We start from the raw sequence: 13,984 nt of genomic DNA on the forward strand, positions 1-13,984 counted from the left end.
GCATGCTCTCAGGCCTGCCCAAGCGCGAGGGGATCTACATGCGATCGACAATATTCGGTCTGGTCCTGCTGCTGCCGGCCGCCGCCCTGGCAGAACCGATCGAGACGCAGAAGATCATCACGGCGGCGACCGGCGACTGGAACAGCGACGGCGCCGCCGATCTGGCGATGATCGTGGAGACCGAGCCCGGCCATCCCATGGACATGTATTTTTTCCTCAAGGATCGCGATGGCGATTTTCTAAAACCTGCCGGGGTCGTGCATGAACAGATTTACGGCGAATGGAAGGATTATGACCGGCCGGGCCCCGCCACATCCGACACCGAGCCCGAACTCACCGCGCTCCCCAACGGTTCGATCAAGCTCTATGTTCCGGCGATGGAGATCGGCAGCGAGCGGACCAACAAGACGCTGACGCTCGCCTGGCGCAACGGCACGTTCGTCGTCGCCGGTTTTGCCTACGATTATTGGGATTACATGGACGACAATGTTGCCGGCGACTGCGACTACAATGTGCTGACCGGCAAGGGCAAAAGCAGCAAGAAGCTGGCGGACGGCAGCACCAGGCAAGCGACCGTATCGGTCGAAGGCAAGGTCATCCCATTTGCGGAATGGACCCCGGGCACTGGCTTCAGCGCTTGCGGAGAGTGAGAGGTTTCGGTTGCCTCACTGCAGCGGCGGCTTCCACAGCAGGCTGTTGCGATCGGCGGACTTGACGCGCAGCCAGGTTTCGCGGCCATCGCGCAGCACCCGGAGCGGGATCTCGGCACCCGCCGGGCCGCTCTTCCAAAGCTTGCGATAAAAATCGGCAAGCCCATCGACCGCCGTGTCGCGGACATCCGAGATGACATCGCCTTGGCGCAGGCCCGCCTGGGCGGCTGGACCGCCCTCGGCGACGCTCATCACCACGACCTTGCCGTCGCTCTCGGCCGAGAAGGCGCCGAGCCACGGCCGCGGCGGCCTGGCGACCTGCCCGCGCGTCAGCAGATCGTCGAGGATGGGCGGCAGAAGATCGATCGGCACCACCATGTTGATGTCGGCGACCTCGCCGTTGCGGCTCATCTGCAGGCGCAGCGAACCGATGCCGAGCAGCCTGCCATCCGCGCCGATGAGGCCGGCGCCGCCCCATGAGGGGTGAGCCGGCGCCGTGAAGATCGCCTCGTCGAGCAGATATTCCCAATAGCCGGCGAATTCCTGCTTGGTGACGATCCGCGCCCGCACGGAGCGGCCGACGCCGTCGGCGAGCACGACGGGATCGCCGATCTTGGCCCTGGACGCATCGCCGAGCGCAATGGCGGGCAGCCCGAGCGGCGCCAGCGCCTGCACCAGGCCGAAGCCCGACTCCTGGTCGTAGGCGAGCGCGTGGGCGGGAACCACGCGCCCGTCCTGGTCGGCCAGCCAGACCTCCTCGGCCTCAGTGATGAGATAGCCGATGGTGAGTACCAGCCCATCGCCGCGGATGACCACGCCACTGCCCTCGCGGCGGGTGCCAAGTGTATTTGCCGTGAAGGCGTCCTCTGGCACGGTGGCGCGGACGGCCACGATGGATCGCAAAAGGGGTTCGATATTCATGCTTTGGTTCCTGGCAATGTTCGCAGGCTGATATGGGCTATAGGTATGGCGCAGGTGATCAGGCGCAAGAGGTGGCGCTGGCTTTGGCGTGGACCGGCGCGGCGCCGTTCGCGCCGGGGTTTTGCAACAGCGCCGGCAGCCCTATCTGTACCTACGGCTATCCCAAGCTGCCCTATGCAAAGTTCCTCCGCCATTACCCACGTTGATATCTGATATCCTCCCAACCCAACCCTTCCAAAGGCCTCCCAAATGAACGACTACGCAACGGACCAATACACGCCGCCAAAAGTCTGGACCTGGAACAAGGCAAATGGCGGCGCTTTCGCCAGCATCAACCGGCCGACCGCCGGCCCGACACATGACAAGCAACTGCCGGTCGGCAAGCATCCGCTGCAGCTTTATTCGCTGGCGACACCGAACGGCGTCAAGGTGACGATCATGCTGGAGGAACTTCTGGCGCTCGGCCACAGCGGCGCCGAGTACGACGCCTGGCTTATCAGGATCAACGACGGCGACCAGTTCGGCAGCGGCTTCGTCGAGGTCAACCCCAACTCGAAGATCCCGGCCATGATGGATCGCAGTGGGAAAAAGCCGGTCCGCATCTTCGAATCCGGCTCGATCCTGCTCTACCTCGCCGAAAAATTCGGCGAATTCCTGCCGACGGAGCAGCCGGCTCGCGCCGAGACCCTGTCATGGCTGTTCTGGCAGATGGGCTCGGCGCCCTATCTCGGTGGCGGCTTCGGCCATTTCTACGCCTATGCGCCGACGAAGATCGAATATGCCATCGACCGCTTCGCCATGGAAACCAAGCGGCAGATGGACGTGCTCGACCGACGCCTCGCCGAAAGCGAGTATTTAGGCGGCAACGACTATACGATTGCCGACATTGCGGTGTGGCCCTGGTATGGCGGGCTGGCCAAGGGCCGTATGTATGACGATTCCGGCGAGTTCCTGCAGGTGGAGCAATACAAGAACGTGCAGCGCTGGGCCGACGCCATCGACGCGCGGCCGGCGGTCAAGCGCGGCCGCATGGTCAACCGCACCTTCGGCGAGCCTTCGATGCAGCTGCACGAGCGCCATGACGCCAGCGATTTCGAGACCAAGACGCAAGACAAGCTCGCGGCGGCCAAAAGCTAAGCGGACGACTGAAACTGCTGATCTCCCCCCACAATGGGCAGGGCTATTGCAGATGGAAAGCCGAGGCTTTCGCTCTACGACGTACCCCCACCCCTAACCCCTCCCCACAAGGGGGAGGGAGACTTCCGTTGGCGCTGACCTCGGCAAATTGCCTGCCTTTCGGCGCCAAAAGGGGAAGTAAGGGCGCGCGGCAGCATTCCCTCCCCCTTGTGGGGAGGGTTAGGGTGGGGGTCCATCTTCGTAAGAATCCAAATGCGATTGCCCTGCCACAAGGGGGGAGATCGGGAGCTTCGGCCGACTGCTCAAGCTCGCCTTCACCGCCGCCATCCACAGCCGGTCGATGTTGGCCAGGAATTTCTCGTCGAGCTTTTCGAGGTGCTTCCAGTACATGCCGTCCTCGAAGAAATAGCCGAGTTCCTTCTCGATCCTGTCGGCCTCCTCCGCCTGATCGAGCCGCAGGCCGGCAAGCATCTCGGCCTTCATTTCCGAAAGCCGCGAGGAAGAAAGCGCGCCGACTTCATCGAGCGTCAGCCGCGGGAAGATCAGCCGGCTGCGCGGCAGGTCGGATAGGTTGACGCACAGGCAGCCGCGCCGAAGCGCATGGATGAGCAGGCGGGCCGACTTCGCCTCGAGGTTGCGCAGGGTGACGTCGTTGCGCAGCGGATCGGCGCGGCCGACGCCGTAAAAATGCGTGTTGCCGGGCTGGTCGTAGATCATGTCGCAGCCAAGGAATGCCAGCACGTCCGGCTTCTGACTGTGGATCGTCCAGTAGGCCGCCGTCATCGACATGGTGCCCCCGGCATAGACGAAGCCGCCAAAGCTGTTTTGCGCCGGCACGTAATGCGAGGCGCTGAAGATCTGCGCCTGCTGCAGGGGACCGCCTTGCGGCATCCGCTCCGCCGGGAAATCGCCGGCATGGACGAGGAAATCCCAGTCGGGCCGCACGCGCCAGGCGTTGTTGATGGCGACGATCTTGCCGAAGGCCTGCTTGGGCCAGGCGGCGCAGCGCACCACATCGGGGGCGCTGCCGATCAGTAAGATCACGTTTGGTGTTCCGTCGATCACCACAACCCTCTCGACCGGCCGAAATGCATCCCGATGCCGCCCGGTTGAACGGCTTTATAGCCTCAACCGCCCATCGAAAACACCAGCCGGATTTAGGCTGGCATCAACAAAAGGGAGCTTGCCGGCCGGTTGTAAAATGTGGCCTTAGGCACAGTCGTACAAGCAGCAGGCAGGTTTTCCCGCTAGCCCAAAAACGACGATATGAGTTGGGCGATATATATTAGTTGGCTAAACTAGCGGAACGTCCAACGCACATTCCCAGAACCGAACATGTCCTGTCTAGACCATGATATCTATATGGGACATTACTGCATAAGCTGAATGCGACCTCGACGGTTCGGCGGCACAGCCCTCAGACGCCGCGGCTTTGCCGCCGCGCCTTTCGCCCCGGATCCGTAGATCAACCGGACGACGAACAGGAAATATCCAACCTGCATGACGATCAAGGTCAAGATCGTCCAGGCCAGCGTCTTCCAGATTGAACCCGTCGCAAAGTAAGTCGAGATCGCCACGATGGACGATGTGGTGGTCAGCCCCACCAGGAACTGTGGAAAGTTCATGACTTTTCTGCGCCGCCCCGAAACTCGCAACAGCCGGGACGAACTCCCCTAACCCATTACCCCGGGCCAACGTTTTCACTATTTTAGCAATTGCGCAAGCACCAAATAGAACAGCAGTTAACGCATGCTTCCGTGATCAAGGGCTGCATGTCAGGTCACCAAGGTGGGCTGGCTTGGACAGCGGCTGCGCGTCCCCTACTCCCCAGCAACCTCCCTATACGCCCTCACCGCCCCATCAAGCGCACGTATTCGCCACGTCTCCGCTTCGCGCGCCTCGAGATAGGACGGGCCGAGCGGGACTTTCCCTCCGCCGTCCGGCAGGTCCAGCACGTAGACGGGATTGCAGATGCCCGACAGGCGCGCACGCAAGGCGCTGACCAGCGCCTGGCCCGCGGCGATCGTGGTGCGCCGGTGCGCCATGCCGCGCACGAGATCGCCGTGGTGCAGGTAATAGGGTTTGACGCCAAGGCGATACATCAGCTCGCGGCACAGCTCTTCCAGCACCTCGACCGTATCGTTCACGCCTTTCAGCAGAACGCTCTGGTTCAGCAGCACGAAGCCGCCCTGCCGCAACGTGCGGCAGGCCCGCTCGGTCGCCTCCGTGATTTCGCGTGGATGGTTGAAATGGGTGACGACAGTGACTATCAGCCGGCCCTGCAAGGCTTGAATCAACCCGCCGGTGACGCGCGACGGCAGCGCGACGGGTACGCGAGTGTGGATGCGCAACAGCCGCACATGCTGGATCGCCTCGACACGGGCGCGGATTTCCGCCAGCGCCCTGTCCGGCAGCGACAGCGGGTCGCCGCCGGTCAGGATCACCTCGCGGATTTCCGGATGGGCCGCGATATAGGCGAAGGCCGGCTCCAGCGCCTCGCGCGAAAAACCCCGGCCGATCGAGGTCAACTGCTCCTTGCGAAAGCAGAACCGGCAATAGACCGCGCATTGATAGGTCGGGAACAACAGAACCCGGTCGGCATGTCGATGCGTCAATCTAGGCACGGGACTGAAGGCGTGGTCGGCGATCGGATCGTCGAGTTCGCCCTCCTGCTCTGCCAGTTCGTCGGGCGACGGGATGACCTGAAGCCGTATCGGATCGGCGGGGTCGTTCCAGTCGATCAGGTCGAGATAGGCCTTGGGAATGCGAACCTTGTGGCGCGTGGCCGCGGCTTTGGCCGCCGCCCGCTCGGCTGGCGACAGCGGCAGCGAATCCAGATCGCCTACCTGCCGCACGCCCTCGCGAACATCGTCCCGCCATGCGGCATCCGCCTCGCGAGCGCGCCGGTCATCGGCTGCCACGCCGGCCGCATCGACCGCCATGCTGGCGTCGGGGATGTCGGGATGTGAGGTCATCGCAGGCTCCTTGAATTTCGGGCCGGGGTACAGCATTGAAGCCAGGACTTGAAGGCAATAAGCGGTGTTTGGCCGGATTGGAGGGCGCGGCAGGAAGCCACAACCGGCCATGATCAGAACAATCGTCCAACATCGCTGACGCAAAACATTAGCTTGCTCTTATATTAGCTTGAGCGTATACACATAAACGGCCGGTGATCTACCCCCCAACCGGTTAGGCTCGGCGCCAGTTCCCTCCCTACCCCTCAGGTCAACGACGCCGGGCCGCTCGGGCCCGCCCGGTCGCCCGCGGTCGAGACCGGATCGTCGACCTCTTCGATGTCGATCATGCCCCCTGCTCAAGCAGCACCCAGCTGAACATGCCAGCTGAACACATCGGCGATGCCCGCGTCTCTCGGCCTTCCCGTCGCCGGCCGCGGTCGCTAGTCTCGGATTGTGAAAAAGCTGGAGAACAGCGTATGGCGAACGACTTGTCGCCAAGGCTTTTGGAGATCGTCAATGCGCTGCCTTTGCGGCAGGGCATGCGAGTGCTGGAGATCGGCTGCGGACCGGGTGCTGCAGCGCGCGAGATCGCGCGCCGGATCGGCGGCGGGCACGTGCTGGCGATCGACCGCTCAGCCAAGGCCATCGCGCAGGCCGGGGCCGCCTCGCGCGCCGAGATTGCGGCAGGCCGGCTGAGCCTTCGCCAGATCGCCATCGAGGATTTCGAGTTGGAGGCCGATGAGAAGCACTTCGACATTGCCGTTGCGGTGCGCGTCGGCGCGCTGGACGGGCGTCATCCCGAAGCAGGAAAAATTGCCCTGCGACGGCTCAAGGCGGCGTTGACCGCGCAAGGCCGACTGTTCATCGACGGCGGCGATCCGCTGCGCGAAATTGCGATACATGGCTGAGCACCTCGTGCTTGGCCCCCGGAATCGAGCGTCTACGTGACCGTGCGCGGCAGAGCCGGCCTCAGCTCCGCAACCCCGGCGCCTCCTGCCCGGTGCGCTCGACATATTCGGTATAGCCGCCGCCATAGGTGTGGATGCCCTCGGGCGTCAGTTCCAGCACCCGGTTCGACAGCGCCGCCAGGAAATGGCGGTCGTGCGAGACGAACAGCATGGTTCCCTCGTACTGCGACAGTGCCGTGATCAGCATCTCCTTGGTGGCGATGTCGAGGTGGTTGGTCGGCTCGTCCAGCACCAGCAAATTGGGCGGATCGAACAGCATCAGCGCCATCACCAGCCGCGCCTTCTCGCCGCCCGACAGCACGCGGCATTTCTTCTCGATCTCGTCGCCGGAAAAGCCGAAGCAGCCGGCCAGCGCCCTGAGCGGCGCCTGGCCGGCCTGCGGAAACGCATCTTCCAGCGTCTGGAACACGGTGCGCTCGCCCTCCAGCACTTCCATGGCGTGCTGGGCGAAATAGCCCATCTTGACGCTGGGCCCGCGCGCCACCGTGCCATTGTCCGGCTCGGAAGCGCCAGCGACCAGCTTCAGCAGCGTCGACTTGCCGGCGCCGTTGATGCCCATGATGCACCAGCGCTCGCGGCGGCGCACCTGAAAATCCAATCCCTCGTAGATCGAGCGGCTGCCATAGCCCTTGTGCACGTTCTTCAGCGTCACCACGTCCTCGCCGCAGCGCGGCGCCGGCTGGAAGTCGAACGATACCTTCTGGCGGCGCTTGGGCGGCTCGACCCGGTCGATCTTGTCCAGCTTCTTCACCCGGCTCTGTACCTGGGCGGCATGCGAGGCACGCGCCTTGAAGCGCTCGATGAAGGCGATCTCCTTGGCCAGCATCGCCTGCTGGCGCTCGAACTGCGCCTGCTGCTGCCTGTCGGCAATCGCCCGCTGCTGCTGGTAGAATTCGTAGTTGCCGGAGTAAGCGGTCAGCGAACCGCCGTCGATCTCGACCACCTTGTTGACGATGCGGTTCATGAACTCGCGGTCGTGCGAGGTCATCAGCAGCGCGCCGTCATAGTTCTTCAGGAACTGCTCCAGCCAGATCAGGCTTTCCAGGTCGAGATGGTTGCTCGGCTCGTCGAGCAGCATGGCGTCGGGCCGCATCAAAAGGATCCTGGCCAGTGCCACGCGCATTTTCCAGCCGCCGGACAGCTTGCCGACGTCGCCGTCCATCATCTCCTGGCTGAAGCCAAGGCCGTCCAGCACCTCGCGAGCACGCCCATCCAGCGCGTAACCGTCGAGCTCCTCGAAGCGGTGCTGCGCCTCGCCGTAACGGGCGATGATCTCATCCATTTCACCGGCGCGATCGGGGTCGCCCATGGCGTGCTCGAGCTCGCGCATCTCGGCCGCCACTTCGCTGACCGGGCCGGCGCCGTCCATCACTTCGGCAACGGCGCTGCGGCCGGACATGTCCCCGACATCCTGACTGAAATAGCCGATGGTGACGCCGCGATCGACGGAGACCTGGCCCTCGTCGGGCTGCTCCTCGCCGTTGATCATGCGAAACAGCGTCGTCTTGCCGGCGCCGTTAGGCCCGACCAGCCCGACCTTCTCGCCCTTCTGCAACGCGGCGGAGGCTTCGATGAAGACGATCTGCCTGCCATTCTGCTTGCTGATGCTTTCGAGACGAATCATGGTTTTCCGGGGAAGGCCAAAGGAGAGTTCCTGCGCCAATACGCGATAGACCGCGCCGGCGGAAGCCCGCAGTAGTGAGGCGCCCCGCGCCAAATTGTCTGAACCCGCCAGTCGCTTCCCGGCTGGATCAGGCTTTGACGGCGTAGGGATGAGCCGGCGGATCAGCTATCGGTAAGCGCCTTCGTCGTCGCCATTTTGACCCCGGCGGCGGCAAATGCCGCATTGTGCCGGGCGATGATCTCCGCGGCGGTCTCGCTGGCCGCGTCGAGCGTGCTGTGGGCGTCGGAAACCATGGTGACGCCCAGGCCCGCTGCAAAGGCGCCCTTCACCGTGGCCGCCACGCAGAAATCGGTCTGCGCGCCGATCAGAACGACCTCGCCGGCGCCCTGCCCGGCCACCCATTCTGCAAGGGCGGCATTGCTGAACGCATCGCCGACACGCTTGGCGAAAGTCGGCTCGTCCGCGGCCTGGCCGAGCGCCGGCCACACCGGCCAGCCCGGCTCACCCGGCGCCAGAGGATCGCCCTGCGGCCCGTCATGCCTGATGAAGGCGACTTTGCGCCCGCTGCGCCGTGCCCATTCGATCAGCGCGCGGGTGCGGGAAACGATGCCGTCGGCATCATGGATCGGCGGTTCGGCAACACCGTCGAACATGCCGGTCTGAAGGTCAATCACGATGAGCGGCGCAGCGGCCGCGGGGCTGGTCTCTGACATGGCCGCGAACATAGCGTTGGTGGTAGGCGGGTCAAGTATACGCGCCGAAGCCGACGCTGGAGCTGCTGATCTCCCCCTCGTGGGGCAGGGCTATCGCAGATGGAACGCCGAGGCTTTCGCTCTACGATGGACCCCCACCCCTACCCCCTCCCCACAAGGGGGAGGGAGACTTCCGTTGGCGCTGACCTCGGCAAATTGCCTGCCTTTCGGCGCCAAAGGGGAAGTAAGGGCGCGCGGCAGCGTTCCCTCCCCCTTGTGGGGAGGGTTAGGGTGGGGATCCATCTTCGTAAGAATCCAAATGCGATTGCCCAGCGCAACAGTGGGGGTGTCCAAGCCCTGGCGACGAAATTGGATATCCCGCAATCAATCCGGCGCGCCGGCGAAAAGCACCGTCCTATCGCCGCCGCCAGCCGGCCAGTCCCTGATGCTGCGGTCGTAGCCGCCGGTCAGCACCGTGCCGCCCGCGGCAAAGGCAACCGCATAGATCGGGCCGGACTGGCTGTCGAACATGGCGAGCTGGTTGCCGGTCTCCATGTCCCACAGCCGCGCCGTGCCGTCGAGCGAGCCTGAGAGCAGCCGCTCGCCGTCGGCTGAGAGCGCCAGGGCGTAGACGGTGCCTTCATGGCCGTCGAAACGGCGGACCTCGCGGCCGCTGTCCAGATCCCACAGCTTGATCGTGTAATCGCCGCTGCCGGTGATGACATGGTGCCCGTCGGCGGCAGCTGCCGCAGGCATCGCGGCGTTGCCGGAGGCCAGTGGTGCGCTAGATCGCTCGCCGAGGATCTCGCTCGAGGCCAGCAATGCACGATTGGAAGCTACCTTGGGACGGCGGTTGCCTGTGCACCGGAATACGCTTTCGCATCAGCGCCCCGCCCTTGCTGACGATGGCGTGTCACTGCACCGGCTGCCAGAAGCTGAGCGCCAGCGCGTATTCCCTGACCATCGCCGTGCCCAGCGACGGTTTCGCCGTCACCCAGGGCGAGCCGGTGGTCGGCGGCCTGCACGGCCCGCACCGGCAGCTCTATTGCCCGCATTGCAAGAACTGGATGTTCACGCGCCCGCATGGCCTGGACTTCTTCGTCAACGTTCGTGCGACCATGCTGGACCAGCACCATTGGTATGTGCCTTTCGTCGAAGTCTTCACGTCGGAAAAGCTGCCCTGGGCTTCGACCGCCGCTAGCCACAGTTTCGCAACGCAGCCCGACCTTGAGGGATACGCACCTCTGATCGAGGCGTTCGCCCGCGAAGCGGCGCGGCCAACTTGACTGGTTGCCGCCCGAAAAGGCGGCGCCAGCCTCCGTGCCTCACTTCAACTCCACCCAGACCGGCGCATGATCGCTGGCGCCGGTCTCGCCGCGCACGTCGCGGTCGATGCCCGCCGCTACCAGCCGGCGCGACAGCTTCTTGCTGAGCAAGATATGGTCGAGGCGCAGGCCGGCATCGCGCGGCCAGCGGTTGCGGCGATAGTCCCAGAATGTGTAGAGCGTCTCATTCGGGTGCTTCTTGCGCAGCGCGTCAAGCCAGCCCTGGTCGAGCAGCCGCTGGAACGATGCGCGGCTTTCCGGCTGGACCAGCGCGTTGTCGTCATAGGAGCGGGTCGGGTAGATGTCGCGCGGCTCGGGCACGATGTTGTAGTCGCCGGCCAGTACCACCGACAGGCCGGTGTCGAGCAACTGCGCCGCATGCGCCTCCAGCCTTTCGTGCCAGTTGAGCTTGTACTGGAATTTCGGGCCGGGCTGCGGATTGCCGTTCGGCGCGTAGAGGCAGGCGACGACGATGCCGTTGACCGCAGCTTCGATGTAGCGCGCCTGCTGGTCGCTATCGTCGCCGGGCAGCGCCTCGCGGGTCAGAACGGGTTCTGCGCCACGCGAAAGGATGGCGACGCCGTTCCAGGTCGGCTGCCCGACCCAAACCGCGCCGTAGCCGGCCGCCGCCAGCGCAGTGCGCGGAAACTGCGTCTGTCTCGCCTTGAGCTCCTGCAGGCAGGCGATGTCGGGTTTGGCGGCAGCCAGCCATGCGAGCAGGTTCGGCAGCCGGCTGTTGATGTTGTTGACGTTGAAGGTGGCGATCTTCATCGGCCTGCTTCAGCGCACGATGCGTTCGGTCCACGCCTTCACCGCATCAGCCAGCGTCTTCAGATGATCGGCGGTGGAGAAGCCGGAGATGTTTTTGCGCGGCTTCAGATCATGGTCGCCGTCTTCCAGCCAGAAGATCTCGATTGCGTCGGACAGAGCATAGGTCGCGACCTCGTCTTTGGTCCCGAACTCGTCGCGCGTGCCCTGGAAGATCAATGTCGGCGTCTTGAGATCGGCCAGGTGTTTTGTCCGAAGCTGCGTCGGTTTGCCCGGTGGATGGAAGGGATAGCCGAGACAAAGCAGCCCTGAAATCTCGCCCTTCGAAAACATCTCGTCGGCGATCATCGAAGCGACGCGTCCGCCCATCGACTTGCCGCCGATGATCAGCGGACCCTTCACGCCCTTCGCCCGGAGGTCGGCGATCGCCTTGACGTATTCCGGGTTAACCGTCTCGGCGCGCGGCGGCGGCTTGCGGTGGCCGTAGCGGCGAGCCGCCATGTAGTGGAATTCGAAGCGCGCGACGCGGAAGCCGGCCTCGGCCAGCGCTTTTGCCGTGGCGGTCAGCGAGGGGGAGTCCATAGGAGCGCCTGCGCCATGGGCGAGCAGGATGGTGATTGGGGCGGTGTCGGGGCCATCGAAGAGGAAGGTTGTCATGGGGACTCCAACGCTGGTGACCCCTTCTCCCCTTGTGGGAGAAGGTGGCCGAGCGAAGCTCGGTCGGATGAGGGGTGTTCCAGGGAACGCCGACGCCTCATTTCTTCCAACACCCCTCAACCGTCTCGGCGCTGCGCGCCGATCCACCTTCTCCCACAAGGGGAGAAGGAGGCGCTACTACCTCACCCTGCCGACATCCGCGCCAGCTGCAAATCCACGAACTGTATCCCCTTGGCCGCCGTGCGCGCCCATTCGGAATTGGCGTCGAGCTCGAGGTAGCGCACCCAGCGACGCCGCGCCTCGGCGAGATTGCCGGCGTCGAACTCCAGCCTAGCAAGGTTGAACACCGCGTCGGCATAATTGGGATCGAGTGCGATCGCCTTCAGCAAATGGCGGCGCGCCGAGGCTACCCGCCCCTCCTCGCTCATCAGCCCGGCGAGATTGAACCAGGCCTCGACGAAGCCGGGATCGAGCTTTATGGCGCGGGCATAGTCGTGCGCCGCCTCGGCCGCCTGGCCGGCGGCGCGCAGGCAGTTGGCGCGGTTGAAGGCGGCGATGGCATCGCTTGGGTCGATGGCCAGGCAGCGCTGGTAGAGCGCCGCCGCCTGCTCGTGCTCTTCAGCCCCTTCCGCCGCCTCGGCATCGGCGAACAGCTCTTCCAGCGTGTCGTCATCCTGCGTTCCCAGATCGAACAGCAGCTGGCCGTCGAGTTCGCTCTGGCCGCCTTCGAGATAGATCGCATCGGCCCGCCCGTGCTGCGAGCCGACGGCGAGCGACTTGGCGGTGAGCGAGGCGACCGGGCCCGAGCGGTGCACCGAGCGCGCAATCGCCCCCCACGAGGCGCCGCCGGCAACCAGCCCGGCATATTTGCGGGCGAGGATCAGGTCGCGAAAGGAATACGGTTCGCAATCATGCTCGAAGGCATCGAACAGCGACAAAAGGTCGAGATCCTCGCCGGTCAGCCGCGACTGGTCGATCAGCGACTGCCGCGACAGCGCAGAAGCCTCCGGCGCCTTCATCAATCCGAGCAGGCGCAGGAAGCCGTTCTCGCTGACCAGCTTGCGCCCCGCCGTGCGCTCCGCAGCAGCCCGACGCTCGATCTCGCCATCGCCGGCTTTGGCGAGCAACTTGCGGCCCAACACGACATGTGTGGTGCGCCGAGTGACGCCGCGCCGCAACTGGCCGTGCTGGCGCTCGACCTCGCGCGCCGCCAGCCTGAGCGGAAAGGCCGCCAGCGCGCCGACGATGCCGAAGACCGTGCCGGCGAGAGCCGTCACGCCTTGCTCTTGCCGACGGCTTTGAGAAGGTTCGCCTTGAGCGGGTTTTCCTTGACCGCGGCGGCGCCGGCCTTGGCGGATTTCGCCGCGGGTTTGGCCGTTTCATCGGCCTTGCTCTTCGACTTGGCCGGCGGTTTGGCCGATTGCGACAGGCTCGCCTTCAGCGCATCCATGAGATTGATGACATTGCCGCGCTCGGGGGCCGCCGCGATGATCGGCTTATGGCCCTTCAGCTTCTCGCGGATCATCGCCATCAGCGCGATCTCGTAGCGGTCCTCGTAATTCTTCGGATCGAAGGTGGTTTCCTTCTGCTTGATCAGCGCTTCGGCCAATTGCAGCATTTCGGGATCGGGGTTTCCGGCCGGGATATTGCCGAAATATTCAGCCGTGCCACGCACTTCGTTCGGATTCCTCAAGGTGCAGACGAACATGCCGTTCTCGCGCGCGCCGATCGTCACCACGCGCTCGCGGCTGGACAGCACCAGGCGGGCGATCGCCAGCTTGCCGGATTTGCGCATCGCTTCGCGCAACACGGCAAAGGTCTCCTCGGCCATTGCGCCGTCCGGCGCCAGGTAATAGGGCGCGTCCTGATAGATGACGTCGACCGAATGCTCGTCGACAAAAGCCTCGATGTTCATCGTATGGTTGGATTCGATGCGCACCGCATCGAGATCGGAGTCCTCGATGATGATGTACTGCTTGTCCTCGTATTCGTAGCCCTTGACCAGGTCCGAACGCTCGACCAGCCCGAGCTCGGGGTCGACCGGCTTCATGTTGATGCGGTTGTGCGTCTTCTTGTGCAGCTGGTTGAAGCTGATGCGCTCGCTGGCGCTCGTCGCCGGATAGAGCCGGACCGGACAGCTGACCAGACTGAGCTTGAGGTAACCTTTCCAACTTGCCCTGGGCGCCATGAAATACTCCTACGCGGCCTTGTGCTGTCGAACTGTTCGCAGCGTTCATTCGTCCGGAGGACGAATGCGGCTGCCGAAATCCTACATTGCCCTTACA

The 13,984-nt window shown here is 64.3% G+C and carries 15 protein-coding genes; 4 read left to right on the forward strand and 11 right to left on the reverse strand.

Going from position 1 to position 13,984, the window contains the following annotated elements:
• The first annotated feature begins 38 nt into the window (after positions 1-38).
• Positions 39-650, forward strand: coding sequence for a hypothetical protein (locus tag NKJ15_RS19825; protein WP_352472095.1), 612 nt, complete (start codon positions 39-41; stop codon positions 648-650).
• A 15-nt stretch (positions 651-665) separates the two neighbouring features.
• On the opposite strand, the gene NKJ15_RS19830 is transcribed toward NKJ15_RS19825, so the two are convergent.
• Positions 666-1,571 carry a S1C family serine protease gene (locus NKJ15_RS19830; RefSeq protein ID WP_023675699.1) on the reverse strand — a complete coding sequence of 302 codons (906 nt, stop codon included), beginning with the start codon at positions 1,569-1,571 and terminating at the stop codon, positions 666-668.
• A gap of 249 nt (positions 1,572-1,820) precedes the next feature.
• On the opposite strand from NKJ15_RS19830, the gene yghU reads away from it, so the two are divergent.
• Positions 1,821-2,708 (forward strand): glutathione-dependent disulfide-bond oxidoreductase, encoded by an 888-nt coding sequence (gene yghU / locus NKJ15_RS19835; RefSeq protein WP_352816953.1) that lies wholly within the window; start codon positions 1,821-1,823, stop codon positions 2,706-2,708.
• A gap of 219 nt (positions 2,709-2,927) precedes the next feature.
• On the opposite strand, the gene NKJ15_RS19840 is transcribed toward yghU, so the two are convergent.
• The 3 genes from NKJ15_RS19840 to NKJ15_RS19850 all read right to left on the reverse strand — a co-directional run bounded on the left by NKJ15_RS19840 (position 2,928) and on the right by NKJ15_RS19850 (position 5,650).
• Positions 2,928-3,752, reverse strand: coding sequence for a hypothetical protein (locus tag NKJ15_RS19840; RefSeq protein WP_352816955.1), 825 nt, complete (start codon positions 3,750-3,752; stop codon positions 2,928-2,930).
• A gap of 326 nt (positions 3,753-4,078) precedes the next feature.
• Positions 4,079-4,333 (reverse strand): exopolysaccharide production repressor protein, encoded by a 255-nt coding sequence (locus tag NKJ15_RS19845; RefSeq protein WP_352472098.1) that lies wholly within the window; start codon positions 4,331-4,333, stop codon positions 4,079-4,081.
• 195 nt (positions 4,334-4,528) lie between these two features.
• Complete coding sequence (locus NKJ15_RS19850; RefSeq protein WP_502906930.1) at positions 4,529-5,650, reverse strand: KamA family radical SAM protein; 1,122 nt, start codon at positions 5,648-5,650, stop codon at positions 4,529-4,531.
• Positions 5,651-6,141: 491 nt separating this feature from the next.
• Between NKJ15_RS19850 and NKJ15_RS19855 the strand changes: the two genes are divergently transcribed.
• Positions 6,142-6,573: an SAM-dependent methyltransferase gene (locus NKJ15_RS19855; protein ID WP_023675692.1), complete on the forward strand. Its 432-nt coding sequence runs from the start codon at positions 6,142-6,144 to the stop codon at positions 6,571-6,573.
• Positions 6,574-6,634: 61 nt separating this feature from the next.
• On the opposite strand, the gene NKJ15_RS19860 is transcribed toward NKJ15_RS19855, so the two are convergent.
• The 3 genes from NKJ15_RS19860 to NKJ15_RS19870 form a co-directional block, all read right to left on the reverse strand.
• On the reverse strand, positions 6,635-8,257 hold the full coding sequence (locus NKJ15_RS19860; protein WP_352816960.1) for an ABC-F family ATP-binding cassette domain-containing protein: 1,623 nt from the start codon (positions 8,255-8,257) through the stop codon (positions 6,635-6,637).
• A gap of 161 nt (positions 8,258-8,418) precedes the next feature.
• On the reverse strand, positions 8,419-8,970 hold the full coding sequence (locus NKJ15_RS19865) for an isochorismatase family protein (RefSeq protein ID WP_352816963.1): 552 nt from the start codon (positions 8,968-8,970) through the stop codon (positions 8,419-8,421).
• 363 nt (positions 8,971-9,333) lie between these two features.
• Positions 9,334-9,705: a WD40 repeat domain-containing protein gene (locus NKJ15_RS19870; RefSeq protein ID WP_352816966.1), complete on the reverse strand. Its 372-nt coding sequence runs from the start codon at positions 9,703-9,705 to the stop codon at positions 9,334-9,336.
• A gap of 65 nt (positions 9,706-9,770) precedes the next feature.
• Between NKJ15_RS19870 and NKJ15_RS19875 the strand changes: the two genes are divergently transcribed.
• Positions 9,771-10,235, forward strand: coding sequence for a GFA family protein (locus NKJ15_RS19875; RefSeq protein WP_352816969.1), 465 nt, complete (start codon positions 9,771-9,773; stop codon positions 10,233-10,235).
• Positions 10,236-10,274: 39 nt separating this feature from the next.
• Here the strand turns inward: NKJ15_RS19875 and NKJ15_RS19880 are convergent, their stop codons facing one another.
• From NKJ15_RS19880 to ku, 4 genes are all read right to left on the reverse strand, one after another.
• On the reverse strand, positions 10,275-11,045 hold the full coding sequence (locus NKJ15_RS19880; protein WP_352490951.1) for an exodeoxyribonuclease III: 771 nt from the start codon (positions 11,043-11,045) through the stop codon (positions 10,275-10,277).
• A 9-nt stretch (positions 11,046-11,054) separates the two neighbouring features.
• Positions 11,055-11,699: an alpha/beta hydrolase family protein gene (locus NKJ15_RS19885; RefSeq protein WP_352490950.1), complete on the reverse strand. Its 645-nt coding sequence runs from the start codon at positions 11,697-11,699 to the stop codon at positions 11,055-11,057.
• A gap of 182 nt (positions 11,700-11,881) precedes the next feature.
• Positions 11,882-12,976 carry a tetratricopeptide repeat protein gene (locus NKJ15_RS19890; protein WP_352490093.1) on the reverse strand — a complete coding sequence of 365 codons (1,095 nt, stop codon included), beginning with the start codon at positions 12,974-12,976 and terminating at the stop codon, positions 11,882-11,884.
• Positions 12,973-13,887 carry a non-homologous end joining protein Ku gene (gene ku, locus NKJ15_RS19895; RefSeq protein WP_352472110.1) on the reverse strand — a complete coding sequence of 305 codons (915 nt, stop codon included), beginning with the start codon at positions 13,885-13,887 and terminating at the stop codon, positions 12,973-12,975. The genes NKJ15_RS19890 and ku overlap by 4 nt, the downstream gene beginning before the upstream one ends.
• Positions 13,888-13,984 lie beyond the last annotated feature (97 nt).

The sequence above is a fragment of the Mesorhizobium sp. M0207 genome (assembly GCF_040321995.1).
In the GTDB taxonomy this organism is placed as follows: domain Bacteria; phylum Pseudomonadota; class Alphaproteobacteria; order Rhizobiales; family Rhizobiaceae; genus Mesorhizobium.